Genomic DNA, 25,717 nt, shown 5'->3' on the forward strand with positions numbered 1-25,717 from the left:
GATCCAGCTCTTGCCGGGCCTTATTCTTTCCCTTAATAAATTTTGTAATTCTACTTTTTATGAGATTTAACTTCCTTGCATTGCTACTGATGGCATGCTTACTGGTGATACCGGTAAGTTCCACTGTGGCATGTGGCAGCAAGAAAGCTGGTCACAAAAAGGAAATGAAGGCAAAAGAACATAAGAAAATGTGCTGCGACAGGCATGCGGATCAAAAAAAAGGCAATAAAAGTATACCATGCGATCACAATTGTAACCAATCCGGATGTGATTGCGGCCATGCCGTACCTGTATTTGCACTAAAAGCGCAGCCTTCTTTTTCCCTTCAAAAAAAGGAATACGTCACGCCGCTCAAGCTGCACTGGTTCTTCATTCAAATGGCTCCAAAACCCGTTTATCTCTCTCTTTGGATGCCCCCTAACCTAAGCTGTTTGTTATCCTGACGCCACAGTTGCGTCTTTCAGAAGGCATTTTTTGCTTTTTGGATTAGTAATTATTAACAACAGTTTAAGTTTTTATCAGATGAAATCAATAAAAGTATTGATGGCAATTGTCTTATTGCTGTCCTCATTTCTGTTACAGGCAGAAATAAAAAATGTAGTTACTGAAAATGTAACGATCTCCGGATCATGTGCGCTTTGTAAGACAGGGATTGAAAACGCGGCGTTTCAAAAAAATATATCTCAGGCAAGCTGGGACAAAGACACAAAAATTGCCACTATTACTTACGATAACAGAAAGACATCAATTGATGTAATCCTTAAAAAGATCGCGTTGGCAGGATATGACAACAAAAACTATCTGGCCCCGGATGACGCCTTTGCCAGACTTGAAGAATGCTGTAAATACGAGCGACTTGGTAAAAAAGAAGTTATTGCAGAAAAAATGACTGCTGAACACCGGCACGGATCCGAGATGGCATCGGCAGAAAAAACTGTCACTGCCGATACTGATCCTTTAAAAGCCGTTCTGGATGCCTACTTCTCGGTAAAAAATGCCCTGGTATCTTCTGACGGGAGTGCCGCATCCGTCAATGCTACAAACCTTGTGAAGGCTATCAAGGCAGTGAAAATGGAGGAGCTTGGAACAGCACAGCATATGGTTTGGATGAAGGTCATGAAAGACCTGGATCTGGATGCTGACCGTATTTCAAAAACCAAAGACATCGCCCAGCAAAGAGAACGGTTTACTGTGCTTTCAGACAATATGTACAACCTTATCAAGAATGCAAAACCCGTGCAGCCTGTATATTATCAGCATTGCCCAATGGCCAACGACGGCAAAGGTGCAAACTGGCTTAGCCAGATACCTACGATACAAAACCCGTATTACGGCGCACAGATGTTAAGCTGCGGTAAAACAACCGAGACCATCAAATAGAATAATCCTGTGCTTTATGTTCATTTTATCAAAACACGCCTTATGGATTTTCGTAAAAATATTAGCCCAGGCGCTTGGTTAATTCTGGCTATAATACTTTTTTTATCCGATGTTTCAACTGCTCAGAAAATCGTGCGTTACGACCTGTACGTAAGAGATACCACAGTAAATTTTTCCGGCAAAGAGAAAAGAGCCATTGCAGTAAATGGACACATCCCCATGCCTACCCTCACTTTTACGGAAGGTGATACTGCTGAAATTTACGTACACAACGAACTGGACGAAGCGACTGGCCTGCACTGGCATGGATTGTTTTTGCCAAACAAATACGATGGTGTCCCTTTTTTGACACAGATGCCTATCAAGCCTCATACAACACATCTTTACAGGTTTGCTATTATTCAAAACGGCACGCATTGGTATCACAGCCATTTTGGTTTGCAGGAGCAGATCGGCATGTACGGATCAATGATCCTGAACAAAAAGAAGGAGCCTGATATTTCCACAGTCCCCATTGTATTAAGCGAGTGGACTGACTTGAAACCTGAGAACGTGCACCGCATGCTGCATAATGCAAGTGACTGGTTTGCGATCAGAAAAGGGACTACACAAAGTTATTCGGAAGCAATCAGACAAGGCTATTTCAAAACAAAGCTGGCCAATGAGTGGAAGCGCATGAACGCAATGGATGTCAGCGATGTCTACTACGAAAAATTCCTGATCAATGGCAAAAATGAAAGCCAGCTCCCGCAGTTCAAACCTGGTGAAAAAGTGCGTTTGAGGATTTCAAACGGTGGTGCGTCAACCTATTTCTGGCTCAAATACGCAGGTGGAAAAATGACCGTGGTCGCAAACGATGGTAATGATGTTGAGCCCGTCGAGGTCGACAGATTGATTATAGCCGTTTCAGAAACTTATGATGTGGTGGTTACTATTCCTGAAGTTACTCCAGGTGCGAAACCAGTTTCTTATGAATTTCTGGTCACCTCCGAAGACCGAACCAAATCCGCCTCCTTATTTCTCGGAGATGGTGTGAAACAACTGGCTTCACCCATGCCTCGGTTGAAATATTTTGAAGGCATGAAGATGATGAACGGTATGATGAAAATGAACGGCGATCTTTATGATATGGGCATGAATATGAGCCTCAACAAGATGGATATGAACCTTGTAATGTACCCGGAAATTACAGGGGCCATAAAAGAAAAATCCTCTGAAAAAGTTGCTCAAAAACCGAAAACAGGCAAAATGGATGGTATGGAGATGGACGATAAAAAGCAGTCCGCAGATGCTGGACACATGGACCATAACATGTACAATAGCAATGCCTTATCCTCTATCACTACATTGAATTATGCCATGCTAAAATCAACATTAAATACCAGCCTGCCAAAAGCGGCATCTGTGAAAGAGCTCCGTTTTGTTCTCACCGGAAATATGAACAGGTACGTTTGGAGCCTGGACAATAAGGTGATTTCTGAAACCGATAAAATCCTGATTAAAAAAGGAGAAAATGTTCGCATGGTTATTTACAACAATTCGATGATGCGTCACCCTATGCACTTGCATGGCCATGATTTCAGGGTATTGAACGGTCAGGGAGAAAACGCTCCACTGAAAAACGTGATTGATATCATGCCCATGGAAACGGATACCCTGGAATTTGCCGCAACCGAAAGTGGAGACTGGTTTTTTCACTGTCATATTCTCTACCACATGATGAGTGGAATGGGCAGGATTTTCTCATATGAAAATTCCCCGGCGAACCCAGAGATACCAAACACAAAACTGGCGCAGCGAAAACTCTATGCTGATGACCGGCAGCCTCATTTCATGGCGGAAAATGATATTGCCACTAACGGCAACGATGGCCAGGCTATGCTGCAAAATACCCGCTGGAGTATTGGTACCGAGTGGCGATTGGGATATAATGAGCACCATGGCTATGAAACCGAAACCCATTTCGGGCGATACATTGGCAAAATGCAATGGCTGATGCCTTTCATAGGTTTCGACTGGCGTTATCGAAAAATGGGCATGGACGAGGTGGAGACTAACCTTTTTGGCCAGCGGAACACAAAAGATCAACGGTCTGTTTTTAGTGCCGGTGTGAACTACACGTTGCCCATGCTTGTGATGGCGCAGGCAGAAGTATTTTCAGATGGCAATGTCCGCTTTCAGCTGGAAAGGATGGATATACCTGTTTCAAAGCGTCTTCGGATGACCCTGATGGTAAATACCGACAAGGAATACATGGCCGCAATTAGATATATTTTCACCAGGTACGTTGGTGCCACCGCGCATTATGACAGCGACATGGGGTTTGGTGTAGGGCTTACTTTGAATTATTGACAAGGATTAAATGCATTTAACCTTAAATGTTTAAAAATGGAAAATCACCTCGCGCATCACCACCAGGAGGAAAAGAATACTTCTGCTGATGAGCATGTAAAAAACCAGATGGATGAAAATGCAGGGCATGACAAACATGCAGGGCACCATACCGAAGACTTTCTTAAACGTTTCTGGATATGCATGGCCCTTACCGTACCGGCACTGATGTTATCACAAATGATCCAGCAGATGGCCGGTTTTGCATGGAAGTTTCCAGGAGACCAGTTTGTTCTTTTAGCAATTAGCAGTATCATTTATTTTTATGGAGGCTGGCCTTTCCTGGCAGGCCTGGTCAGTGAAATTAAAAATAAAAACCTGGGGATGATGACCTTGGTAGCCGTGGCCATTACTACTGCTTATGTGTACAGCGTAGCCGTCGTATTTGGGCTTGAAGGCATGGATTTTTTTTGGGAGCTGGCAACGCTGATTGATATCATGTTGATAGGTCACTGGCTTGAAATGAAATCACAGATGGCTGCGTCAAGAGCACTGGAATCGTTGGTAGAATTGCTGCCTTCAATTGTGCATGTAGAAAAGGATAACCTGGTTAGTGATGTTGCTTTAAAAGATCTCCGGTCCGGTGATTTGTTGCTTGTTAAACCTGGTGAGAAGATCCCGGCAGATGGGGTGGTGCAGGATGGTAGTTCCTATGTAAATGAAAGTATGCTGACTGGCGAAAGTCTGCCAGTACAAAAGAAAAAAGATGATAAAGTAATTGGTGGAGGAATCAATGGTGATGGTATTTTAAAAGTCCATGTAACCAGCGCAGGTGATGATACTTACCTGCAAAAAGTGATTGGCATGGTCAAGACGGCTCAGGGAGCCAAATCCAGCACTCAAAATCTTGCTGATAAAGTGGCCAAGTGGCTGACACTGGTTTCGATTACTGTCGGTGTGGTAACCTTTATTGTCTGGTTTTCAAGCGGGCAAAGCTTGTCTTTTGCTTTGGAAAGAATGGTAACCGTCATGGTAACATCCTGCCCCCATGCATTAGGCGTAGCTATTCCGTTGGTTATTGCAATTTCAACAACGCTTTCTGCCACACATGGCCTGTTGATCCGGAACCGTACCGCTTTCGAAAATGCACGAAAACTTACGACGATCATATTTGACAAAACAGGAACACTGACCAAAGGCTCACATGAAATCCAGCAGATCATCATGGTGGATACTGGGTTCTCTGCTGACCAGCTTTTACAATATACCGCAGCGGTCCAGCAAAACTCTGAACACCACATCGCACATGGTGTAATCAGAAAACTTGAGGAAAAAGAACTGGACCTCTGGGTCTCGACTGATTTTATTTATATGCCTGGGATTGGTGTAACCGGAACTGTAAATGGGAAAAAAATAGTTGCAGCAGGACCCAATTATTTCAAACAGGAAAACCTGCCGATACCTACTATTCCCGATCAGGTTGATCAGGCTACGGATACAGTAAACTTTATACTAATTGATGGAAAACTTGCTGGCATCATTACACTGGCAGATGCCATCAGAGAGCATGCGGCAGAAGCGATTGCTGCCTTAAAGAAGATGAATATTAAAACCTTTCTGCTTACAGGTGACAATGAGAAAATAGCAGAGGCCGTAAGCAAAAAGCTGAATATGGATGGTTACATGGCCAATGTGTTGCCTCATGAAAAGCAGGATAAGGTCAAGGAATTTCAAAAGAAAGGAGAAATTGTCGCCATGACTGGCGATGGAGTGAATGATGCCCCGGCTCTAGCTCAGGCCGATGTTGGAATTGCCATTGGTTCCGGCACAGATGTCGCAGCTGAAACGGCTGATATTATCCTGGTGAACAGTGATCCGATGGATGTGGTACAAATGATCACTTTTGGAAGGGCAACTTACCGAAAAATGGTACAGAACCTCGCTTGGGCCGTCGGCTATAACGTCATCGCGATACCTTTAGCGGCTGGGGTACTCTATCCAACATTTATGCTCAGTCCGGCCATGGGTGCTATCCTGATGAGTGCTTCGACGGTTGTTGTAGCCATCAATGCAAAGCTGCTAAGCGTAAAATAATGATTAGATATTAATTAAAATAAACACGCTATCTGGAAAAGATGATTATAATCTACAAACACTTAAAAAAGTGCGACAACCTACGCAATTTACTGATGATCAAATAATTAAATTTACTTCCAAAATTAATTTACATTCAAAATAAAAAACTTAAAATTGCTTTTTTAAATAACTTGTCCGCTGATTGCAGTTGCGAATTTGTCTTACAGCCAGAATTAAAAACAACCGGCATCAGATATTGATGCAAAAGGAAAACAAATGGGTTCGTTCACAAGTGATGGAAGCATTAGAGATGCAACTATCCAAATAGGGCATGCCGACAATGAGAGAAGTGCAATGGATGCAAATACAGGGAAAAGTATTGAGAAAGCTTTCCAAAAATGGCACTTGTGAAGTGAAAGATTAAAATGGAAAGACAGTACTAATTCACGAAAACTATAAGCAGTTTGGTGCGTGCGCCATGCATGTCTTCAAATGAAGGACGAGGAAGGATAAGAAATGGAATAAAGTAAGTCAGCGGTGTGTAGTTCAAAAAAATCAAGGCACCAAACGATGGAACATGAAACAGACTTCCCACCCCATAGAAAAGTGCTCATACTAAAAGCATGGGCACTTTTTGAAATACACTTCCATTTTCTTAATCAACCAGCGAGTAATCATACTCGATAACCAGATCATTGGCAACAGACTTAACGCCAGGCGCATTCCAGGTAATACGTTCTGCCTCATCCTTTTCATACCATGACCCAACGGTTCCTGTCAAAAGTACTTTGTTGCCGGTTACTTTTACGTGAATGTCACTTTGTTTGATCGACCAGTTTCGGGCCAGTGCACTTTCAATACCCATTTTCTCAATCTCATCATGGACCTCAGTACTGATGGTAATGTGGTTCATAATACCTTTTACACCCACGTGTTTTTTGATTAACCTTTCTGCCGCCTCTCTCTGATAATTCCATTCAAATTCACCATCAAGCGTCACCCAGCCATTTTCGACCATGATTTTCACTTTGTCATTGGGAATTTCCCAGTTCCATTTGTAAGTGTTTAATATCTCGCTGGCAATTTCATTATCGTCCCTTTTATCAAGATCGCTAAACGTTTTCAGTTCAATCTCTTCAACGACTACTTTCACACCCTTCACTTTTTTTGCAGCTGCTTCCGCTTCCGATTTTTTCGCGTAACTATCCACAGTACCTGATAGTGTGACAACACCGTCTTTTGCTGTTACACCTATTTCAGCGGCTGTCAATAATGGTTCCCATTTGATGGCATTCTGAACATCTTTCTGCAAATCCTCATTCGTTCTCATAATCATAGCGTTTATTTTTGATAAGTATTATTACGATGTAAAGTTCCATGAACTTGTAAATGAATAGTTTACACATTATACCTTAAAAGTTATATCAATCACACCTTGGCTTGAACAGAAATTTGCCGTTTTATCTCCATCAATTCAATCTCAGCTTTTTCCCATTTAATATCCTGACGAATAAGCCCAAACAGGCTCATGTAAACATTTGCAATCCATACAAGCGAAAATCCGGCTATAATATACCCTTTCCAATCTGTCATCAGAAAATGATAATCCGTTAAAATAATGGCCAAAATGGTAACGTAGTGGCTAAAACAATATTCGCATGTGACGAGATAAAAAAACTTGCGTTCCATTATTGATTTGCCATTAATGCTTCTTTTAAGACAATACAGACGCGGTTCCCGAAACACCTCTTCGTGTGTAACTGTCCATGCAACGCAGGCGATGGGAACCGCAAGGAAAAATAACCAGAGTATTTGTAATTGAATGGACATAACGTAGAGTAAAAAGTATTTTATATCAGACCTTATCACGATTTTAAGCTACCGGAAATCAGCTGTCGGCTTTCAGATTTTGACAATTTGCTGCTTTTATAGCACATTTGCCACCCAAAGCCGATGGCCAGACAAAATAGTTGTGATGCGTCTGATTGTTTATAGGTTTCAAAAATTAAAGTATTTGATTTTGGTTTTTAGCAACCGGCAATAAGTATAAAATTGATGTAGAGCATCGTCTGATTACCGATATCCAGGCGAACCTGACTTCTCTGTTACATAACCAATACTGCCGCGCCCCGAATATCTCCATACCTAAGTGCATTCAGTGCTTCGTTGGCTTCTTCCAATTTGAATGTTTGGGTTTGCGTCTTGATTTTTACGATGGTTGTGAGTTCGAGAAACTCCCTGGCGTCTTTCCTGGTCAGGTTGGCTACTGAGCGTAAAGTTCTTTCTTCCCAGAGTATATCATAAGGAAAAGAAGGTATGTCGCTCATATGAATCCCGCCGCATACCACAGTTCCGCCTTTGTCAATATCGCCTAATGCTTTGGGAACAAGCTCCCCTGCCGGTGCGAAAATAATTGCCGCATCAAGTGCAACAGGAGCAGATTCCGTTGAATATCCGGCCCAAACTGCCCCTAGTGAAAGTGCAAATTCTTTCGCTTTTTCATCGCCTTCCCGTACAAATGCATAGATATTTTTCCCCTGAGCGATCGCGACCTGGATCAAAATGCTGGCAGCCGCACCGAAGCCATAAATTCCAATATTTTCGTTATACGGGCCTGTCATGTTATAGGAACGGTATCCGATCAAACCTGCACAAAGAAGCGGTGCGCCGGATGGGTTACCATAGTTTTTGTCAAGCAGGAAACAGAAATTCTCGTATGCAACAGTATATTCGGCAAAACCGCCATCCATGGTATACCCTGTAAAAAGCGCGTTTTCACACAGATTTTCCTGATCTCTCAGGCAATAACGACAATAGCCGCATGTGTAACCCAGCCAGGGAATCCCTACCAGGTCTCCTGGTTTCAGCATGCTGACCTCCTGCCCTGTTTTCACAACGATACCTACAATTTCATGACCCGGAATGAGTGGTAATTTCGGGCTTTTCAACTCGCTGTCCATAATATGAAGATCCGTGCGACAAACACCGCAGGCGATAATTTTAACCAATACCTGCATACTGGATGGCTTTGGCACGGGAAGCGTTTTGCTGACCAACGGTTTGCCTTGCTCCTCCAAAACCATCGCCCGCATGGTCACAGGCACAAGGAAATGCTTTTCGTCATGAACTGCAAGATCAGAAAGATCAGCACGAACAAATGGATTAGGAGGATTGATCATAAAAGTTATTTTACGTTGTCTTTAAAAAGATCTCTGATAGCAGTACCAAGTTCGCTCATATCGTGTTTGAACTCTCTTTTGAAAGATTCATTTTTTGTTTCCACCGAGGCATCAAACTTATCGATTGACGCTTCAAATTCGGTGTTACGTTTGTCCAGCTTATCCTTTTGATCACTCAGTTTTTGCTCCATTTTTTTTAGGTCTGCGTTTAGCTTGACCTGCTCCTTCTTGCTGCTTTTGGCAATTTTATCCTTCAAGCTGACCGTTTCTTTTTTCATGGCAACAATTTCACTGTCAGATTCCATTTTAAAATCTGCCCAATCCGTTTTTGCTTTTTCTTTTGCTTCCGCGTCCGCGTCTACAACCGCTTCTTTCAAGTCCGCATTGGCGTCCTTCATATTTTCATTTGCATCTTTGATATGCTCTTTTGAGGCTTCCCCGCAGCTCATTGTGATTGAAGCAAACAGAAAACTTATTACGATGGTATTGATAACTGACTTTTTCATTTTCGATTTTTGATTATTAAATATGGGAAAGTAACGGCTGATGTTAGCTGATTTAAAAATGCATTTTACATTGTCACGTTTTTGTCATCAATAATGCCCTGTGGGGCTAAATATTTATAGAAATCAAGTATCCGGATAATTCAGGAGTGCCGCAGGTATACAACCATTTTGTCTGGTGATGGATTGAGATGCAGCCTTTTATACCAATGCTTCTTTTAGCAGGTCATTCAGTTTTGTAAGTTTGATTTCCTGTCGGGTTATTCTCTTTTTGATCAGATCCACTTCCGTCTCCTTGATTTTAGCGCTCACATGCTCACTGGCCGAAGCTATTTCCGTTTTCGCGTTATGTATCGCTTTTTTCACTTTATCTTCTGCGCCGCTGGCTTCTTTTTCACTTCTTGCTATCAGCTCAGCGAATTTCTGTCTTCTGGTTTCTTTGAGTTTAGCTATTTTTTTAGTGACCTTTTCTCTGGCTTCACCGGCCGATTTTTTCAACTCAACCCGGGCAGCATTAATCTGGTCGTCAAGTTCATCCAGCTTTTCATTGGCATAATGGTCAAACTCGAAATCAACATCGCTTCTGGATATCGTACCTCCAAATGTTTTCACGGCCTCATCGATGAATACATTGCTGTCCTCATCTATTTCTGCAATGATGGAAACAGTTCCTGCCGAGGCTCCCTGCTCAGTTTTTGCAATAAAATCGGCTTCGAAATTGTATTCACGGATTTCTGAAACAAGACCTATTGCAGCACCTGTGTAAAGACCGATGACAAAGCCCACGGGCCCTGCCAGCATACCCAGAAGACTTCCAACTGCCATACCTTCAAGTGTTTTCCAACCCTGAGATTCTTCCTGTTTTAATATTTCATAATGTCCGTTTTCAAGTTTACGGACCATTGTTTTTTCATAAACCGTAATGTCGCCATACGATTCCAATGCTGCAAGTTTATGTAGCGCCTCTATTGCTTTTGACTCCTGATCAAAAGAAATTACAATTATTTTTGTCATGGGTTTTATGCTTATGAATGATTAGTATTGATTTATATATTTTTAATTCAGCCCATTACGCCTCCATCAAGAATACTCTGGGTTCCGTTGCAATAACTTGAATCATCGCTGGCAAGATAAATAAATGCCTTGGCAACTTCCGACGCTTTTCCAAGTCTTTTCGCCGGTGTCCATCAATCCACAACTGGTGAACTGCTTCTGGCACAGCACTCAACAAGGGCGTTTCAATGTAATACGGACAAAGTGCGTTGGCCCTGATATTTTGGGTTACGTATTGAACCGCAACGTTTTTTGTCAAACCCATCAGGCCATGTCTGGCGCAGGTATAAGGCACCAGACCATATGCTCTGCTTTCAATCCGCCGAGGGAAGACATGTTCACGATCACACCTCCGCCTTGTTTGAGAAACTGCTGCAATTCATATTTAACACAATAAAATTGTCCGGTAAGATTAATTGCAATGCCCTGTCCCAAACCGCTTCGGGCATGTCATGAATTGCCGCATTTGATGAAAACAACCTTATTTTCTAACTTTTTAATTTTCAATCATTTGTAACGATAACATGTTGAAGTCCTTTGAGATGAGCCCGCAATGTCCAGGCCATATTTTCATGCTGCTCCATAATGGCCGCGATAAAGTCGCTGGTACCGGCATCCTTATATTGATTGGTAAAACGGTGAATGTCTTCCCGGCAATGAATGATGATACTGTCGTGATCCGCCAACAAATCTTTCAAATAAGTCTGACTATCGTTTTGATCACCTTTTGTCTCGGATAAGTGTGTCAAGGCCAAAAAAGATTCCAGCGTTGCGAAGGCATAATGACCAATAGCACGTATTCGCCTCGCGACCTTGTCAATAATTTCATTCACTTCAACAGCCTGATCAACAAAAATCCTTTCCTTGTCATAAAAACTGGCATCTTCCAGATTCCACCCTGCATTTCTTGTTTTGATATACAATACATTTTCATCCGCTAAAAGTCTTAACAAATCATTGGCAACAGCCTGACTATTGTTTTCGGTGATTCCTGTTTCCGTGGTCATATCGATATTTATTTCAGTTAAAGATGGACAGGAAGTGAAGAAGCAGAATTAAAAAACGAACCTGTATATACGCACATCGCATCCACGCTTCAAAGCAGGTTTCCGTTTGTTTTATTTTTCATGGCTAACTTCTATCACAACCATGTAAAGGTCTTTGTATTCAAGATCGGAAGTCTTACATATCGGACGGGAAAAGTTACATGATTCACTGAATTTTTTGGGTCCGCATTCAGGTAAGCATGGTAAGAAAAATATAGGTTTTAAGCCATTCCATTTACGATAAAACTGAGACTGATTTTTGAATATCAATTACTCGTGATGCGTTAACTTTTTAAAAATACTTATAACACGTTGTAATTAAATTAATTACGAACGTTCTTTGATTTGTTGATTTGACCTTTAGCTTTGTGGCTTTTACACAAGGCTATGAATTCAGGAAAGTACGTTTTTGCTCAGCTTTTGCATTTTATTGACTCTTTTGAGTTTGAAAAATGTGTATCAAAGCACATTGCGATTTCCGCACACGAGAATTCAATTGCTGGAACCACTTTATTCAACTGTTTTTTGGTCAATTGACCTTTCGTAATTCCTTACGTGATATAAAAGAAAATTAAAAAGCGGAGATATTTTAAGAATGGGTGAGTCAAATTTTAAATTTGAAGAATTATAAACCTGACACGAACTTTGATCTTTGTAGAAATGAGGCTTGAATTTATATTTCTTATTCCCCCCAACTTAATTTAACTACAAACTGTTGGTGCTAATGGTGAATTATACCTGAATCAAAATAGTAATATCCCTGCCCATATCTCATTATACCTTCAAAATTATATTGTACTGCAATACAGTAAAAATTTTATGAAACATTTCTCAGACTTTCATCATCAAAACACTTCGTTTCCTCAAATCGGATTAAACTTACCAATGGGTGTTTGTGGTTTGGCAGTTCCAATAATCGAAGCAGCTCGGAAACAGAATTGATGTTTTACGCTTGAAGATCAGGCATTTTCCTCTCGGTTAATTTCCAAAAATAATCGAAATCAGTCGATAAGGCTACACGTTTCCAAGCCTCAAATCTTCCATTGTTTTTGTCTATGTTTTGTTAACAAATCAAGTATCAGTACCTGATGATAAACGCAGTGGTTGAAATATTGTATCGTAAATTAAATTTGTCTCCAACCATTGCCCGGGCACGGGTATCCTACTCACTGTCTCGCCTTGTCTGTCTTCGCTTTTTCGCCCCAAAGGTTTAGTTGTTCCAAAATGGGCTGCAACGACCAGCCTAATTTTGTCAAAGCGTACTCAACTCTTGGAGGCATTTCCGGATAAATTGTTCTTGTGAGCAGTCCGTCTGCTTCTAATTCTCTTAAATGTTGCGTAAGCATTTTTTCACTTATTGGCGGAATGGCACGTTTAAGTTCTCCAAACCTGTAAATGCCTTCGGTCATTTTCCACAGTATTGCAGGTTTCCAACGTTTACCCATTAGCGACAGAGCAAAAATAAACGGGCAATCAATTTCCAGCATCTGTTCATTTTCTAAACTAACCGAACTTTCCTTTCTATTTGCCATATACTTACTTTTTGGTAACTACCAGACAATTTGGTAACTACTTGCGAAAATAGCTGTATCTGGCGAATTTTACAACTCAAATTTAACATAGAAATGATGAACATTAGTTTTATCGGTGCCGGTAATGTGGCATCAAGTCTGGGAAATCTATTGAGCCAGGCCGGACATTCCGTAAAATATGGCACTCAAAATCCCGCTGGTAATCAACTGTCTGTAAGCGACGCAATTTCTGCCGCCGAAATTGTTTGTTTTGCTATTCCGTATTTCGCAATGGATGCGGTTTTGTCGGAAAATAAAAGTGTGTTGGCTGGCAAAATTGTTATTGATATTACCAACGCAATAAATATGGCAGACTGGTCTCCAATGTTCCTGGGGGACGATAGCGGAGGTGAACAAACTGCACGTTTACTGCCGCAGAGTAAAGTTGTAAAAGCATTCAACACGATTTTTGCCGATGCAATGAAGATCGATAAACAAGAATTTAATGGCAATAAACTCACAGCATTTATTGCTTCCGACGACCAAGATGCCTCCGCTATCGTAAAGCAACTGGCAGATGATGCAGGTTTTAATGGTCTGATCGTTGGGGGAATAAAAAATGCCCGCCATTTAGAAGCCATAGCACATTTAAATATCTCGATCGCTTTCAGTGGTGTTGGAACGCATGCAGGCTTCACTTATGTTCAACGCAAGGCTTAAAATGAGACACTTCTTTATTATAATTTTACTAACTTTTTATCATTTTGTAATGGCTCAAAAACCAACCATGCAGGTTTGGACCGATGCCTGGCATTCGGCTCATGCAGAAACTTTTAAAAATGTTTATTCAGAAGACGCGTTAATCTTTCCGCCCAGCAAACCAGGTATTCAAGGAAACATATCTATACTTGAATTCATGAAAGGCGGCTTAGGAAAGGTTGACGTTATTTTTGAAGTCGAAAATAAGGTTATTTCCGGAAATCTGGCATTTGAGTCTGGTTTTTTTAAAGATATTGAATTTTCTGGCAAAAAAATTATAGGCGAAGGCAAGTATGCCGTTACGTGGATTTTAGAGAACGACATTTGGAAAGTCAAGTGCCATACCTGGTCAATGCCGGTGAAACACTAAATTTTTCGGTGGTGCTGAAAAGTGTTAAGTTTGAAGCCTTCACTGTTTTTGGTATTGGTTTATATTTGCCACGACCGCAAATAGCCCTCCTTTCTCTGACCCAAAGGCGGCTCAATCCTGCTGAAACGTCAATACTTGTTAGTTGTCATTTAATAAGTCCACAACTTTTGCTTAGAATTTTGCCAATACGCTTTTCATGATTTCAACCTGTTATGCCAGGTGTCCCCGCAAAACTATAATTCGGTCACAACCCTAATGCAAGTTGTGACCGATACTATTGTTTTGGATTGCCGGGAAATTTCCTGTCAGTTAAATCAGGCCATCTTCAATGGCAACCGATTGATTCTAACAAATAAAATCCTTTCACGTACTTCTGCAAAGTCAAGTTCAGCACCAAGATGGCGCCATCCAACGTTGTTGTCAGGAAGATATATTTTGTATTTTTTTCCATAGATAAAATGACCGCTTGGGGTGATTATCCGATAATAATCCTGCTCTGATGTTAAATACTGAGGTTACAAACCTCAGTTAGCGATATTGCTTATTTTACCACCGCAATCTTCTCCAAATCTTCCGGTATAATAGGCGTAAAGAAATTTACAAGGTTGCCATCAGGGTCACGGAATAAAAGAGACTTATTGCCCCACGGCATTGTAGTGGGTTTTTGAACGAGATAATTTTGAAGATAGTCTGCCAATCTTTCATAGTCATTTTCTACATCATCTACTCTAAATTCTATAATAACACTGCGATTTGGGGCTGGCTTGGCCACTGCGTCCCCTCCAAAAACCTGTAATGTTTTGGTACTTCCAATGGCCAGTGTTGCTGTTTCTGTTTTTAGTTCTGCAAAATCAGGGGTATATCGCACCACAGGCATTGCTGTTACTTGCTCATAAAATTTAACTAAACCATCGAAGTTTGCTGTGATAATGCGAATTGATGCTAAATTCATTTCTTTTGTTTTAAAAGTTAAGTGACAAAAGTAATTTGGCATTATGACAGCAGTATGTCAGGGGTTTTAAATTTCTTTTCCTTTTCAGCTAAATATTCCTTTAGTGTCAGTTTGTGCGGTTTGAAATTTAATTCTATTTGTTTGATTTTCAGAATTCTATCTAGTCTAAACATTCTGTAATCCTTTCTTAATCTGCAATATGCAATAAGTATCCAACTTTCCTGCAAGCTGTAATACAAGGCGAAAGGCTCAATGTTTCTTTCTGTTTTTTCATCTTTATGTTCTGAATGATATATGATACTCAAAACTTTAAAGTCTGTCAGGGCATTTTGAATGCAGGTTAATGAATTGCTCGCATTTATGGCTACAATAGCAGGACTAACAGCGATCCTTTCTGACAATAATTCAATTTTACGCTTCGTAGCATTCAACAAAACTGCTTTTACTTTACCGATAGCTTCTATATATTCCTTGATAAGTGAACGATCCCCGTTTTTTAGTACCAATTGTTCAACCGTAATTAAAGCATTTGCTTCGCTTTCGGAAAACATGATGGGTGGAATTTTGTATCCTTCCATCAGCGAATATCCCTTCCCATCTTCTGTGATTATCGGAATGCCTGCATGTTCTAAAGCCTTAATATCTCTGTAAATCGTACGTATACTTACACCAAATTTTTCAGCAAGACTTGTCGAAGTAACAAGTCGTTTTGTTTGCAATTGTGTCAAAATCGCAGTCAGCCTGGAAAGTCGTTTTGTATCGTTGCCGTTCATGTTTGGTCTGACAGTTATTTTGGTGGGCTCCAATGGCATTAACAATTCATGTTTAAGGGTTCATTCTGTCAAAAGTTGCTTTGATAACATCAGGTGTTGCTTTATACATTGTATCACTAAATCCAAAAGTTATTTCTGTTTTGCCTTCGGACATTTGCAGAAAAACTGCGTCCACAAAATCGCTTACCGCCGGTTGTCCATCGTGTAAACCTTTTCCACCAAGGTCAGTATTCAATGCCGGTGGTATCAATTCAATTACCTCAATGTTTTTTTCCTTTAACTGATACCTTAAAGAGAGCGTAAACGACCGAAAAAATGCTTTTGTCGCACAATAAACCGGCACTTTTGAAAGCTGCACAAATGCCAAACCGGATGTTACATTGATAATGGTGTTCAGCGATTTTAAGTTTGCAAACAGGGAAGTCAAATGTACCGGTGCTACTACGTTTGTGGTGATTTCAGAAGCGGCTTTTTCGTAAAAATCGCTATCAGCAATATTCATCCAATTTTGAACACCTGCATTGTTCACCAGTACATTCAAGTCGCTATGATTTGCTGCAACCCAATTAAAAAGTTCAATTCTATCTGTTTCAGAAGACAAGTCGCAGACTTTTGTTATAACAGAAGGATACTTGTCTAATACTTCCTGCAAAGCGCTTTCACGTCTTCCGCAAATAATGACGGTATTTCCCTCTTTAAGAAATCTTTCGGCTAAACCAAGCCCAATACCGCTTGCACCACCCGTAATTAAAATTTTGTTGTTTGCCAATTTCATATTGTTATTGTTTTTTGAGGCCTTTTTTACCATGACCGGCGGTTCGGATTTTGCGCCGTTTGGGTATTAACTATCTATCCGCCTGGAACCGAAGCTAAATTTATAATTAAAAGTGCATGATAAGAAGAAATTCCCGGTGGATTTTCACTACTTTTTATGGAAAGATTTGGTTGGGCGAATTGCACTTTCACCCAATTTTCTTTTTTTGTAATTACATTACCGGGTTTTAGCAGAGATTAAGAAAGATACTATACCGGTTCCGCATGTCTTCAAAATTAAATTAAAAAAAGTAGCATCTTCCATAGCTTCGCCATAATACATTCTAAAAAATCCCGAATCAAAAAATATAAATTTTTGCAGACGGCTCCCTATTTTAATAAACCTTTTTACGAATGATTAATTTGGGATAGTGGCAATCAGCAGTGGGCTATCAGATTAAAGCTTTTAACCAAATTTTAGCCCGATTGACTCACCGATGACTTACTGCCGAAAGCACGGGTAAAAGCCATATTTATTAATTCATGATAATGTCTGATACCTATTCATTTTTTACATTTTTCCGCGTAACAATATTTAACACCATTGCAAAATCTGATGTAGAAACAGGTATGATTAAATTCACTGCAAAATTCCCCGTTGACCCACTTACTTATAGTTATAAACAACATCTTTAAGTACAAATTTTCCATAAGTAAACTTTCCGTCCGGATATTGCCAAACCGCTTCAGCACTGGACATCAGATTATAGCCATTGATATTTTTGTATTCAGATACAGGCGTTGAAAAAGTATACTGTTTCATATCCGGAAGGGCTGTTCTGTCATTGGAACTAAAATTGACCAGCTGGCCTTTATCGGTGAAATACAGGATGGCGGAAATACTGATATTTTTGTTGGTAAAAATTGCTTTTACCGTTTCGGCATTAATCATCTGCCATTGAATATTTTTATCGATCAGAGAGGCTGGCGCCAGTAGACACATATCGTTGAATACAGTAACTGTTTCGGCTTTGTCCATCACAATTCCCGAATGTTTGACAACAGAGAACAGACCAAAAAGCCTGATATCCATCGATGCTTTACCATTTTTATAGCTGTGATAACCAGGGACTGTCATACCAAACATCTTGGCTTTCATAAAAAAAAGTCGTGCTGGCTCCTCGAAAAAGTTAAATTGCTCAGAAGTAAACTGGAAGTAGTTTTTTCCTTTCTCCCGCATTTGTCCAGCAAACACAATCCTTGCATTTTTGACCTTGGGCCTGTTCACTGCACCCACATATCTTAAATACTTTTGAACAGGTTCAGGCAAATCCATCAGGTCTAATTCGGTAAGTAATTCTTGTGATCGGGGCTTTAATTGATTTTCACTGTCTTTGATATCATTTCGAAAAGTATGGTCAAAATGGATGTTTCCCCAGACCAGCACTGCGGCAACGACAATGATGATGAGCAGCAATAAAAGTATGATTTTCATGGTTTTAAATTCTTTTTGAACATAAGTGCCAAAAGCAACATAGCGGCTGGTGCCGTGATTGTCCAGGGCAAAGCTAAAAGCAACAATTTCTCGGAAAATGCAGGATAGAAATAAACGAACGCGATCAAAGGCGTAACCAAGGCATTGGCCAGAAAGGATATTCTAACCCATTTTTGAAAACCCCTCCTTTCAAAAGCCGGAACAGCGAATAATGTGGCAAAACCCATGGCGATATAGCCGATTGCATCGAAATCCCAAAATAATGAATGAGGCGATTGTTGCAGCATGCCGATCTCACTGACATTACCATCGAGCGTTGCCGGAATGACTGTGCCCAACTGGACCACATAATTGGAAGTAACAAATACGGAATAAATGATTGTAAAAATCAGCGCGGCATGGCTCCAAAATCTTTTCTCACCTTGGGTAATGTAATGAAACGCAAGCATTTCAAGCAAAAAAGGAATAATAATTCCGATAGAAAATCCGTAGATCAATATTTGATCATACGGAAAAACAAGTATACCCGTTAGCTGTAAACCCTGGACCAAAACAAAAGCCGCATTGGACCCGAATGCAATCATTCCTGACCAAAACCCAACTTTGTTAATTGTTTGATTCATGTTGTAGCTTATGCCGATTTGAGATTAGCTGTACACAAAAACTGATCATTGCCTCACAAAAAGTGACTGAAAATTTCTTAAAAACCGAGCGGCAGCCGGATATTACTCAATGAAATTATAATGATAGAAGCTTGAAATTTGCTTATCATCACTTTTAAAAACCTCTTCAAAATTTCCGGTTTTCAAAAATTTACCATCAAAAAGCATAGCCACCCTGTCGCCAGTAACCTTTGCACAAGTTAGATCGTGGGTAATGATGATGGAACTTGTACCGTATCGGCGCTGAACCTCTTTGATCAGCTCATTGATTTCTATGCAGGTGATTGGATCCAAGCCGGAAGTTGGCTCATCGTAGAGCATAATTTCGGGTTTAAGTATCATAGCACGCGCAATGCCAATTCTTTTACGTTGGCCGCCCGAAAGATCCGTGGGCAGCTGACTCACTTTTTCTTTTAAACCTACCGCCTCTAACGCCTCTTCTACGGCAAAATCAACCTCCTTTTTACCCAGTTTTCGGTTGTTCATTGTCAATGGAAATGACAGATTGTGGTAGATATCCATACTGTCGTACAACGCGCCACCCTGAAATGAAAAACCAATCCGCAGTCTTAGCGCATCAAGTTCCTTTCCCTTCAATTTGTCAATCTGCTGTCCAAGTACGAATACATCTCCTTTGTCGGGACTAAGCAGGCCGATTATTATCTTAATTAAAACAGACTTGCCTGAACCGGATTTGCCCAGTACGGCCACATTTTCACCTTTTTGAAGGGTGAAATCTATGCCTTTGAGCACATCCAGATCACCAAACGACTTATACAATCCTTTTATTGAGATAACGGGCTCAGGTTTTTCTGTGGAGGTTTGCTTTGGCAAATCCTTACTATCGTGCGGTAAAAAGACATTTTCGGCGGACAATTCTGTAACACTTTCCATTTGCACAAGACGGTTAAAAATTCATAAAATCAGCCCTTTTAAAATTTAAAAAATGGAAACGGAAGGAAAATTCCTCTCATTTCCACAAGTACTTTTCAATAAGCATAATCAATTTCCAGATCATTTTTGACCGAAAAAACACCCGGAGCGTTCCAGGCCATACGTCCGCATTCATCCTTTTGAAACAGCGAGTGCACAGAGCCGCTCAGCGTGACCGTATTCCCTGACACTTTTACCTTCACATCATCATCTTCTATGAAAGAATTGCGTTCAATAGCCTTCTGAATATCTCTTTGCTCAATGCTGTCTTTGATATACGAGTTAATAATAATACTGTCAGTAACGCCTACAACGCCCAGCAGACCCGTTACAGCTTTTTTTGCAGCTTCTTTTTGATAGTTCCATTCTACTTCGCCATCCAGCGTAACCCAGCAATCTTCCACTTTTACGTGGATCGTAGCATCAGGAATTTCCCAGTTCCATTTAAAAGCGCTGATGATTTCAGAAGCGATATCGCTGTCATCTTTTTTACCAAAACTGCCAAATGTGAGTTGAATCCTTTCAACCACCGCTTTCACGCCAGCCACATTTTTTACAGCATTTTCCGCTTCGGTTTTTTTCGCATAGGTATCGACTGATCCTGTCAGGGTAATCACGCCATCATCTGCAATAACACCTATTTCAGATGAATGAAGCATGGGTTCCCATTTCAGTGCTGCCTGTACTTCAATCTGCAATTCTTCGTTGGTTTTCATATTTTTGTATATTAATTGTTATCAAAAATTAATTATACAAAGGGAGTCATTAACCGTATCAAAGCGTTATACATAAACAGCAAAGAGTTACATGAATCACATATTGTTTCATGCTCCTAACATGTTGATATGGTGGCTGCCAGCCTGTGGAATCACATACTCAACAGCAAAGGTTGAATGAATTGGTTCAGTCCGGTTGGACTGAAAATGATTTTAAAGATATCGGAAATTAAAAAAATTAATTCAAAAAAGGATAACCAGGTATCGAAGCCAGCTTTTGCTCATCTTCCGAAATTTTGTCTTTCAAAGATTGAATGTCTTTTGTAAGATTTTCCAGTTTATCAGCAGCTTTACGCGCTTTTCTGGAATCACGCTGAGCTTCACCGGCAGTATGGTGAGCATTGCGGGCGAGCTTTTTATCTTCTGCGTCCTTTACTAATTTATCCGCAGCTGTTACATTATCGACCGCGGCATTTTGAGCATTCGTAGCAGTTTGGCTGACATCCTGCGTTTTTACCGGCATTTCATTTTCCAGCTTCGCTAGTTCAATCTTACGGTCATTTAATCTTTTACTTATTTCAATGGCTTGTTTTTGATGATTCAAAATGTCTATTGAATCTCTGGATACTACTTGTGCGGATATTGTAAAAGACATCAGTGACAGTAGTGCCGCGTTTAAAAGAAAATGTATTTTCATGGTTACAGTGATTTATCTGAATAAATATTATCCCGATTAAAAATATATGGCTTTCTAACCGGGCTTTCGGCAGTCGGACAACAACCGGTTTAAAGATTCGATCTGATAGCTTATGGCCTTATGAATCATTCGTAACAACGAGTCATTATAAAAGAGGGGAATTGTATGGTACAACTCCCCTCCTGACCCAGGCTCAAAATCTAGTTTTTATTGATCAGCGGAATCACCCAGAATACACTTACCTGTACAACGCTGTTCTTAAAATCGGGCTTTATCTCAGTGGATGAAAAATCACCTACCTTTGACAAGCCAGCCATGTATCTTAAGCCAATACCCAAACCAGCATCCGACTGATAACCAAGTCCGGCACCCACCGACAGATCCAGATTTTTAGCAAAATTATTAATGGTTTGATCAGGAATACTTTCTGAAAGTTTAAAGCCTGCCTGCGGTCCGCCTTCAATATAAAAGCCATTGGCGATCCGAAATTTAAGCATGACAGGTATGTTCAGATAGTTTGTTTTAAAATCTTTTTTGCTACCAGCACTCTCCACTTTCGCGCCCTGTGTAGAAAACAATACCTCGGGCTGTATGGAGAAAATACTGCCGAATCCAAAGTTTAGCAACCCCCCAAAATGGTATCCTACCTTTGCATCGGAGTTGATATTTCCTCCGGAATAATTACTTATGTTGACGCCTGCTTTCGGCCCGATGCTGAATGACTGGGCAAATGAGAACGTGCTCATGGCTGCAAAAAGAATTGCCAATGTAATTTTTTTCATAACGTTAATATTTAATGATTAATTGCAGATTATACTCGCAGTAACCGGGCTGAAAAATATCGGACCACAATAATACAAACCTGTTTGATGTATCAAATGTCGCAGTAGTTGAAGAACTTAATAGTGACTACTATCACACATTTCACAAACCTTTAACATAATTCGCCAAATAGAATTTTCCCGTTTAAAACCATCTTAATCCTCAGCGGATGAAGAACCGGATTTTTGCCACAGATCAAGATTTTTGATTGTCAGAATGGCAATTTGCTTTAAGGCTTCTTTGGTCAAAAATGCCTGATGCGGGGTGATAAGCACATTGGGATAGGTTAGCAATTTCGTAAGTAAAGGATCTTTTCCCGCATCCATGCTGTGGTCCTGGGAAAACAAATCTTTTTCATATTCGTAAACATCCAAACCCAGATAGCCTATTTTTCCACTATCCAAAGCGGGTGACAGATCAATTGTTTTAATCAAAGCACCTCTCGCAGTATTAATAAGCATAACGCCATCTTTCATCGTTGCGATCGTAGACGCATTGATGATATATTTTGTTTCCGGTGTTAATGGCAAATGCAACGAAATGATATCCGATTCGTGAAGAAGTTCATTTAAAGACACCTGCGTAATATGTTTCAGGTCATCAGAAACAATTAAATCATATCCGATCACATGGCAGCCCATGCCATTAAAGATAGCAGCCGCAGCCCTTCCAATACTTCCCAAACCGATGATCCCTACTGTTTTCCCGTTGAAATTGAAGCCGATCAGCCCGTCAAGTTTGAAATTAAAATGATGGCTGTTTTCATTGGCCTGCGTCAAATGCCTGTCAAGAGACATTGATAAGGCAACTGCATGTTCCGCAATGGCAACCGGAGAGTAAACCGGAACGCTCGCAACCTGAATATTTCTTTCAGCGGCAGCATTTAAATCAATCTGGTCCGTTCCCGCAGAACGCGTTGAAATGTATTTCACGCCAAGATCTGCCAGTTTGTTGATCACTTCCGCGGATAGATCATCATTGGATGAAACTATCACAGCCTCTTTACCTTCCGCAAAAGCAACTGTATTAAAACGCAACAAATTAGATATCAGCGTAATATCGTGTTTCCGCTGATTGGCATCGACCAAAAGTTTTTTTTCAAAGGTTTTAATGCTGTATGCTACCACTTTCATAATTCAGGCTTTTCAATTCAATACGAATTTACACCTGATCATTTATCGCAATATGATTGACTATCATCTAAAAGTGTGACGCTCGTCAGTTCTTCATTTTGGAAAGCCGGTTCATATCAAGTATACGGATCACACTTCCTTTTTTCTCTATGATTCCCTCATCCTTAAAATCACTCAGCGTACGGCTGACCGTTTCGGTCGCTATACCAACCATTGAAGCCAGCTCCTCTCTTGAAACTTTAAATTCCACCGGCTCGCCAGAAGACTGTTTATTTAACTTGATTAACACATTGGACAGTCTTTTCCTTACCGAATTATAAGCCAGATCCAGCATTTGTTCTTCCTTGTCGCGGATGTTGTTTGACAAAATTTTGATAAACTGGTTGCCAAGCTGCGGGTATGTACTGAGCAGTGTGATCACCGATTCTTTCAGCAGAAGGCATACGGCGGTATCTTCAATGGCCTCTGCAGTCTCATTAAATACCACATCTAGAAGCAAAGCATCTACCCCAAGATAATCATCTGCACTGTAAAGTCCCGTAATCAATTCCCTGCCATCATCCGTACGTTTAATCGTTTTGACACTGCCGCTTAGAATCAGATAGATGCCCAGGGGGGCATCACCATCGTAATATAATGTCTGCTTCTTTTTGATATGCCGTATTTTACGGCATTCAATTAAAGCTTTCAATTCCGCAGCACCGCTGTCAGCACCTATGGTCAATTTCTCAAGATTTTTGAGCGTTTTGCTGTGATAAGCTTTTTGTTTTACTTCCTTAGTGAGCCTGCTTTCTATGGCGCTAAGCAGTTCAATGTCATCAAAAGGTTTGGTGAGATAGTCGTCTGCACCCATTTCCATTCCTTTCCTGAAATCGATCCGCTCTGCTTTGGCCGACAAAAAGATAAACGGAATTGAATCTGTGTCGGGATTTTTACTAAGCAAATACAAAACACCATAACCATCCAGTTCAGGCATCATAATATCGCATAGGATCAGATCTGGTCGCTGATTGGTGGCCATCTCCACTCCTTTTTTACCATTACTGGCTTGTAAAACAGTATATCCCGAAAATTCAAGGATCTCTGCCGTGCTTTCCCGTATGTCTTTACTATCTTCAATAACTAAAATACTCTCATTCATGATTATGCGGAAAAGTAAGGGTAAAAGAGGTTCCCTGATTCACTTTGCTTTCGAAATCTACCTTGCCATTCATCAGGCCCGCATAGCGGGTTACGATGTTTAGCCCCAGGCCAGTACCAGCAATTGTGCCCGTGTTATGTGCTCTGAAAAAGGCCTCAAATAAATGTTTCTGGTCATTTTCCGGGATCCCAATGCCATCGTCCTTGATACAAATCGTAAGAATCGACTTGTCAATTTCAGTATTAAACTCAATAAAGGTATTTTCGCCAGAATACTTGATCGCATTGCTCACCAGATTTACAATAGCATTTTTTAACAACGACTTATCCATTGTCACCATCGCCGACGTGCCCGTATGCTGGTAAACGATCTGCTGATTTTCCTTGGCGATCAGCTGCATTTCCTCTGTTATTTCCTCAGAGAATTTGATAAGATCAAACATAGAGAGCACAGGTTTGAATTCGCCGGCCTCCAGTCTTTCAAGCGAAAGAAAGTCATTCAGAATACCGGTAAGATTGCGGACACCTGTTTTTATCTTGGCAAGATGTTTTGAGATTTTGGGATTGATATCTTCACCTGCATATTTTTCAATTAAAATAGCAGAAAGCTGAATGGCACTTAATGGTGTCCTGAATTCGTGCGAAGCCATGGAAACAAATCTGCTTTTAAGCTGGCCGAGCTCCATTTCCTTTTCAAGAGATTTACTCACTTTTTCTTTTGAATCTTCAAGTGCTTTTACTGAATCGTTTAATAAAAACGTCCGTTCCTGCACCTGCTCTTCCAGATCTGATGCATAATTTTTAAGCATTTCCTCTGCCGCTTTTTCCCGGCTGATATCATGTATAAAACCGGTATATATTTTCCGTCCGGAATATTGTACTTCACTAATGCCCAGGCGAAAAGGAAATTCAAACCCGGATTTCCGAAGTCCCATAACCTCACGCCCAATCCCGATAATATGTGCCTGACCTGTCTGGTGGTATTGACCCAGGTAACCGTCGTGCTGGTGCTTGTCAGGCTCGGGCATCAACATGGAAATATTCCTGCCGATTACCTCGCCAGGTTCATATTCAAACAATTTACAGCCGGAAGGATTTATGGTTTCAATGATTCCTTTTTCATTGATGGTAATGATACCGTCAATGGCATTCTCAATGATTGCTTTTAACAAGGCTGTGTTTTCCATAAAAGCAAAAAAACTTTGATTTAAAAGAGGTCGATTTTATTTAATAACCTGAGTTCGATTTTAAAATAGAGTAATTTGATTTGTATTACTTGTTTCAAATTTGATGGCAGGCTTTTTGTGAAAGAAACAATAAGCAATCAACCCTGATATCAGGTTGGTTATAAAGTTGCCAAATGATCTATGCCTTGAATGCTCAACTTGGCACATATTCTTTAATTCATCGTTAATTGTTTCAATAACAGAGCG

General features: G+C 40.5%; 28 protein-coding genes and 2 pseudogenes. 6 read left to right on the plus strand and 24 right to left on the minus strand.

From position 1 onward, the window contains the following. Positions 1 to 98: 98 nt before the first annotated feature. On the minus strand, positions 99 to 281 hold the full coding sequence (locus FZF08_RS27705) for a hypothetical protein (RefSeq protein WP_159476749.1): 183 nt from the start codon (positions 279 to 281) through the stop codon (positions 99 to 101). Positions 282 to 522: 241 nt separating this feature from the next. Here FZF08_RS27705 and FZF08_RS27710 point away from each other — a divergent pair, with 241 nt between their 5' ends. The 3 genes from FZF08_RS27710 to FZF08_RS27720 are packed head-to-tail and all read left to right on the plus strand — an operon-like array spanning position 523 to position 5,805. After that, positions 523 to 1,380 carry a DUF3347 domain-containing protein gene (locus tag FZF08_RS27710; RefSeq protein ID WP_159476752.1) on the plus strand — a complete coding sequence of 286 codons (858 nt, stop codon included), beginning with the start codon at positions 523 to 525 and terminating at the stop codon, positions 1,378 to 1,380. Between the two features lie 42 nt (positions 1,381 to 1,422). After that, positions 1,423 to 3,732 carry a multicopper oxidase domain-containing protein gene (locus FZF08_RS27715; protein WP_159476755.1) on the plus strand — a complete coding sequence of 770 codons (2,310 nt, stop codon included), beginning with the start codon at positions 1,423 to 1,425 and terminating at the stop codon, positions 3,730 to 3,732. 36 nt (positions 3,733 to 3,768) lie between these two features. Further along, a complete protein-coding gene (locus FZF08_RS27720; protein WP_159476758.1) occupies positions 3,769 to 5,805 on the plus strand; it encodes a copper-translocating P-type ATPase in 2,037 nt (678 codons plus the stop codon). A 637-nt stretch (positions 5,806 to 6,442) separates the two neighbouring features. Here the strand turns inward: FZF08_RS27720 and FZF08_RS27725 are convergent. From FZF08_RS27725 to FZF08_RS27760, 9 genes and pseudogenes are all read right to left on the minus strand, one after another. After that, a complete protein-coding gene (locus FZF08_RS27725; RefSeq protein ID WP_159476760.1) occupies positions 6,443 to 7,117 on the minus strand; it encodes a BON domain-containing protein in 675 nt (224 codons plus the stop codon). Between the two features lie 98 nt (positions 7,118 to 7,215). After that, positions 7,216 to 7,617 (minus strand): hypothetical protein, encoded by a 402-nt coding sequence (locus tag FZF08_RS27730; protein WP_159476763.1) that lies wholly within the window; start codon positions 7,615 to 7,617, stop codon positions 7,216 to 7,218. A 275-nt stretch (positions 7,618 to 7,892) separates the two neighbouring features. Beyond that, entirely contained in the window at positions 7,893 to 8,966 is a 1,074-nt protein-coding gene (locus tag FZF08_RS27735; RefSeq protein WP_200837183.1) for a zinc-dependent alcohol dehydrogenase family protein, read from the minus strand. 5 nt (positions 8,967 to 8,971) lie between these two features. Next, entirely contained in the window at positions 8,972 to 9,472 is a 501-nt protein-coding gene (locus FZF08_RS27740; protein ID WP_159476766.1) for a hypothetical protein, read from the minus strand. Between the two features lie 198 nt (positions 9,473 to 9,670). Beyond that, entirely contained in the window at positions 9,671 to 10,483 is an 813-nt protein-coding gene (locus tag FZF08_RS27745; protein WP_159476769.1) for a DUF1269 domain-containing protein, read from the minus strand. 47 nt (positions 10,484 to 10,530) lie between these two features. Next, positions 10,531 to 10,641 (minus strand): annotated as a pseudogene (locus FZF08_RS32415) (SDR family oxidoreductase); the annotation flags it as partial. Between the two features lie 95 nt (positions 10,642 to 10,736). After that, positions 10,737 to 10,787: pseudogene (locus FZF08_RS32420) on the minus strand (hypothetical protein); the annotation flags it as partial. Continuing rightward, entirely contained in the window at positions 10,787 to 10,957 is a 171-nt protein-coding gene (locus FZF08_RS27755) for an SDR family NAD(P)-dependent oxidoreductase (protein ID WP_159476775.1), read from the minus strand. The gene FZF08_RS27755 and the pseudogene FZF08_RS32420, both read right to left, overlap by 1 nt. Positions 10,958 to 11,025: 68 nt before the next feature. After that, positions 11,026 to 11,529 carry a Dps family protein gene (locus FZF08_RS27760; RefSeq protein WP_159476778.1) on the minus strand — a complete coding sequence of 168 codons (504 nt, stop codon included), beginning with the start codon at positions 11,527 to 11,529 and terminating at the stop codon, positions 11,026 to 11,028. Positions 11,530 to 12,020: 491 nt separating this feature from the next. On the opposite strand from FZF08_RS27760, the gene FZF08_RS27765 reads away from it, so the two are divergent. Beyond that, positions 12,021 to 12,143: a DUF4372 domain-containing protein gene (locus FZF08_RS27765; RefSeq protein ID WP_409012674.1), complete on the plus strand. Its 123-nt coding sequence runs from the start codon at positions 12,021 to 12,023 to the stop codon at positions 12,141 to 12,143. A gap of 591 nt (positions 12,144 to 12,734) precedes the next feature. Here the strand turns inward: FZF08_RS27765 and FZF08_RS27770 are convergent. Next, positions 12,735 to 13,100, minus strand: coding sequence for a helix-turn-helix domain-containing protein (locus FZF08_RS27770; protein WP_159476781.1), 366 nt, complete (start codon positions 13,098 to 13,100; stop codon positions 12,735 to 12,737). Positions 13,101 to 13,193: 93 nt separating this feature from the next. Here FZF08_RS27770 and FZF08_RS27775 point away from each other — a divergent pair, with 93 nt between their 5' ends. Then, complete coding sequence (locus tag FZF08_RS27775; protein ID WP_159476784.1) at positions 13,194 to 13,799, plus strand: NADPH-dependent F420 reductase; 606 nt, start codon at positions 13,194 to 13,196, stop codon at positions 13,797 to 13,799. A 1-nt stretch (position 13,800) separates the two neighbouring features. Further along, positions 13,801 to 14,208 carry a nuclear transport factor 2 family protein gene (locus tag FZF08_RS27780; RefSeq protein ID WP_159476787.1) on the plus strand — a complete coding sequence of 136 codons (408 nt, stop codon included), beginning with the start codon at positions 13,801 to 13,803 and terminating at the stop codon, positions 14,206 to 14,208. A gap of 541 nt (positions 14,209 to 14,749) precedes the next feature. On the opposite strand, the gene FZF08_RS27785 is transcribed toward FZF08_RS27780, so the two are convergent. The 13 genes from FZF08_RS27785 to FZF08_RS27845 all read right to left on the minus strand — a co-directional run. Next, complete coding sequence (locus tag FZF08_RS27785; RefSeq protein WP_159476790.1) at positions 14,750 to 15,160, minus strand: VOC family protein; 411 nt, start codon at positions 15,158 to 15,160, stop codon at positions 14,750 to 14,752. Positions 15,161 to 15,201: 41 nt separating this feature from the next. After that, positions 15,202 to 15,933 carry a YafY family protein gene (locus FZF08_RS27790; RefSeq protein WP_159476793.1) on the minus strand — a complete coding sequence of 244 codons (732 nt, stop codon included), beginning with the start codon at positions 15,931 to 15,933 and terminating at the stop codon, positions 15,202 to 15,204. Positions 15,934 to 15,985: 52 nt separating this feature from the next. Then, positions 15,986 to 16,708 carry an SDR family oxidoreductase gene (locus FZF08_RS27795; RefSeq protein WP_159476796.1) on the minus strand — a complete coding sequence of 241 codons (723 nt, stop codon included), beginning with the start codon at positions 16,706 to 16,708 and terminating at the stop codon, positions 15,986 to 15,988. A gap of 645 nt (positions 16,709 to 17,353) precedes the next feature. After that, on the minus strand, positions 17,354 to 18,181 hold the full coding sequence (locus tag FZF08_RS27800) for a DUF6544 family protein (RefSeq protein ID WP_159476799.1): 828 nt from the start codon (positions 18,179 to 18,181) through the stop codon (positions 17,354 to 17,356). Then, positions 18,178 to 18,804: a hypothetical protein gene (locus FZF08_RS27805; RefSeq protein ID WP_159476802.1), complete on the minus strand. Its 627-nt coding sequence runs from the start codon at positions 18,802 to 18,804 to the stop codon at positions 18,178 to 18,180. The genes FZF08_RS27800 and FZF08_RS27805 overlap by 4 nt, the downstream gene beginning before the upstream one ends. 102 nt (positions 18,805 to 18,906) lie before the next feature. Next, entirely contained in the window at positions 18,907 to 19,737 is an 831-nt protein-coding gene (locus FZF08_RS27810; protein ID WP_159476805.1) for an ABC transporter ATP-binding protein, read from the minus strand. A 95-nt stretch (positions 19,738 to 19,832) separates the two neighbouring features. Next, complete coding sequence (locus FZF08_RS27815; RefSeq protein ID WP_159476808.1) at positions 19,833 to 20,492, minus strand: BON domain-containing protein; 660 nt, start codon at positions 20,490 to 20,492, stop codon at positions 19,833 to 19,835. Between the two features lie 238 nt (positions 20,493 to 20,730). After that, entirely contained in the window at positions 20,731 to 21,189 is a 459-nt protein-coding gene (locus FZF08_RS27820; protein ID WP_159476811.1) for a hypothetical protein, read from the minus strand. Between the two features lie 200 nt (positions 21,190 to 21,389). Further along, positions 21,390 to 21,971: a porin family protein gene (locus FZF08_RS27825; RefSeq protein ID WP_159476814.1), complete on the minus strand. Its 582-nt coding sequence runs from the start codon at positions 21,969 to 21,971 to the stop codon at positions 21,390 to 21,392. A gap of 195 nt (positions 21,972 to 22,166) precedes the next feature. Continuing rightward, positions 22,167 to 23,144 carry a 2-hydroxyacid dehydrogenase gene (locus tag FZF08_RS27830; RefSeq protein WP_159476817.1) on the minus strand — a complete coding sequence of 326 codons (978 nt, stop codon included), beginning with the start codon at positions 23,142 to 23,144 and terminating at the stop codon, positions 22,167 to 22,169. 85 nt (positions 23,145 to 23,229) lie between these two features. Continuing rightward, complete coding sequence (locus FZF08_RS27835; RefSeq protein WP_159476820.1) at positions 23,230 to 24,285, minus strand: response regulator; 1,056 nt, start codon at positions 24,283 to 24,285, stop codon at positions 23,230 to 23,232. Further along, entirely contained in the window at positions 24,278 to 25,471 is a 1,194-nt protein-coding gene (locus FZF08_RS27840; RefSeq protein WP_159476823.1) for a PAS domain-containing sensor histidine kinase, read from the minus strand. The genes FZF08_RS27835 and FZF08_RS27840 overlap by 8 nt, the downstream gene beginning before the upstream one ends. 60 nt (positions 25,472 to 25,531) lie before the next feature. Next, on the minus strand, positions 25,532 to 25,717 hold a 186-nt coding region (locus FZF08_RS27845; RefSeq protein WP_304487035.1), incomplete at its 5' end, for a transposase.

Origin of the sequence: Dyadobacter sp. 3J3 (genome assembly GCF_009801115.1) — a bacterium.
Classification (GTDB): Bacteria; Bacteroidota; Bacteroidia; order Cytophagales; family Spirosomataceae; genus Dyadobacter.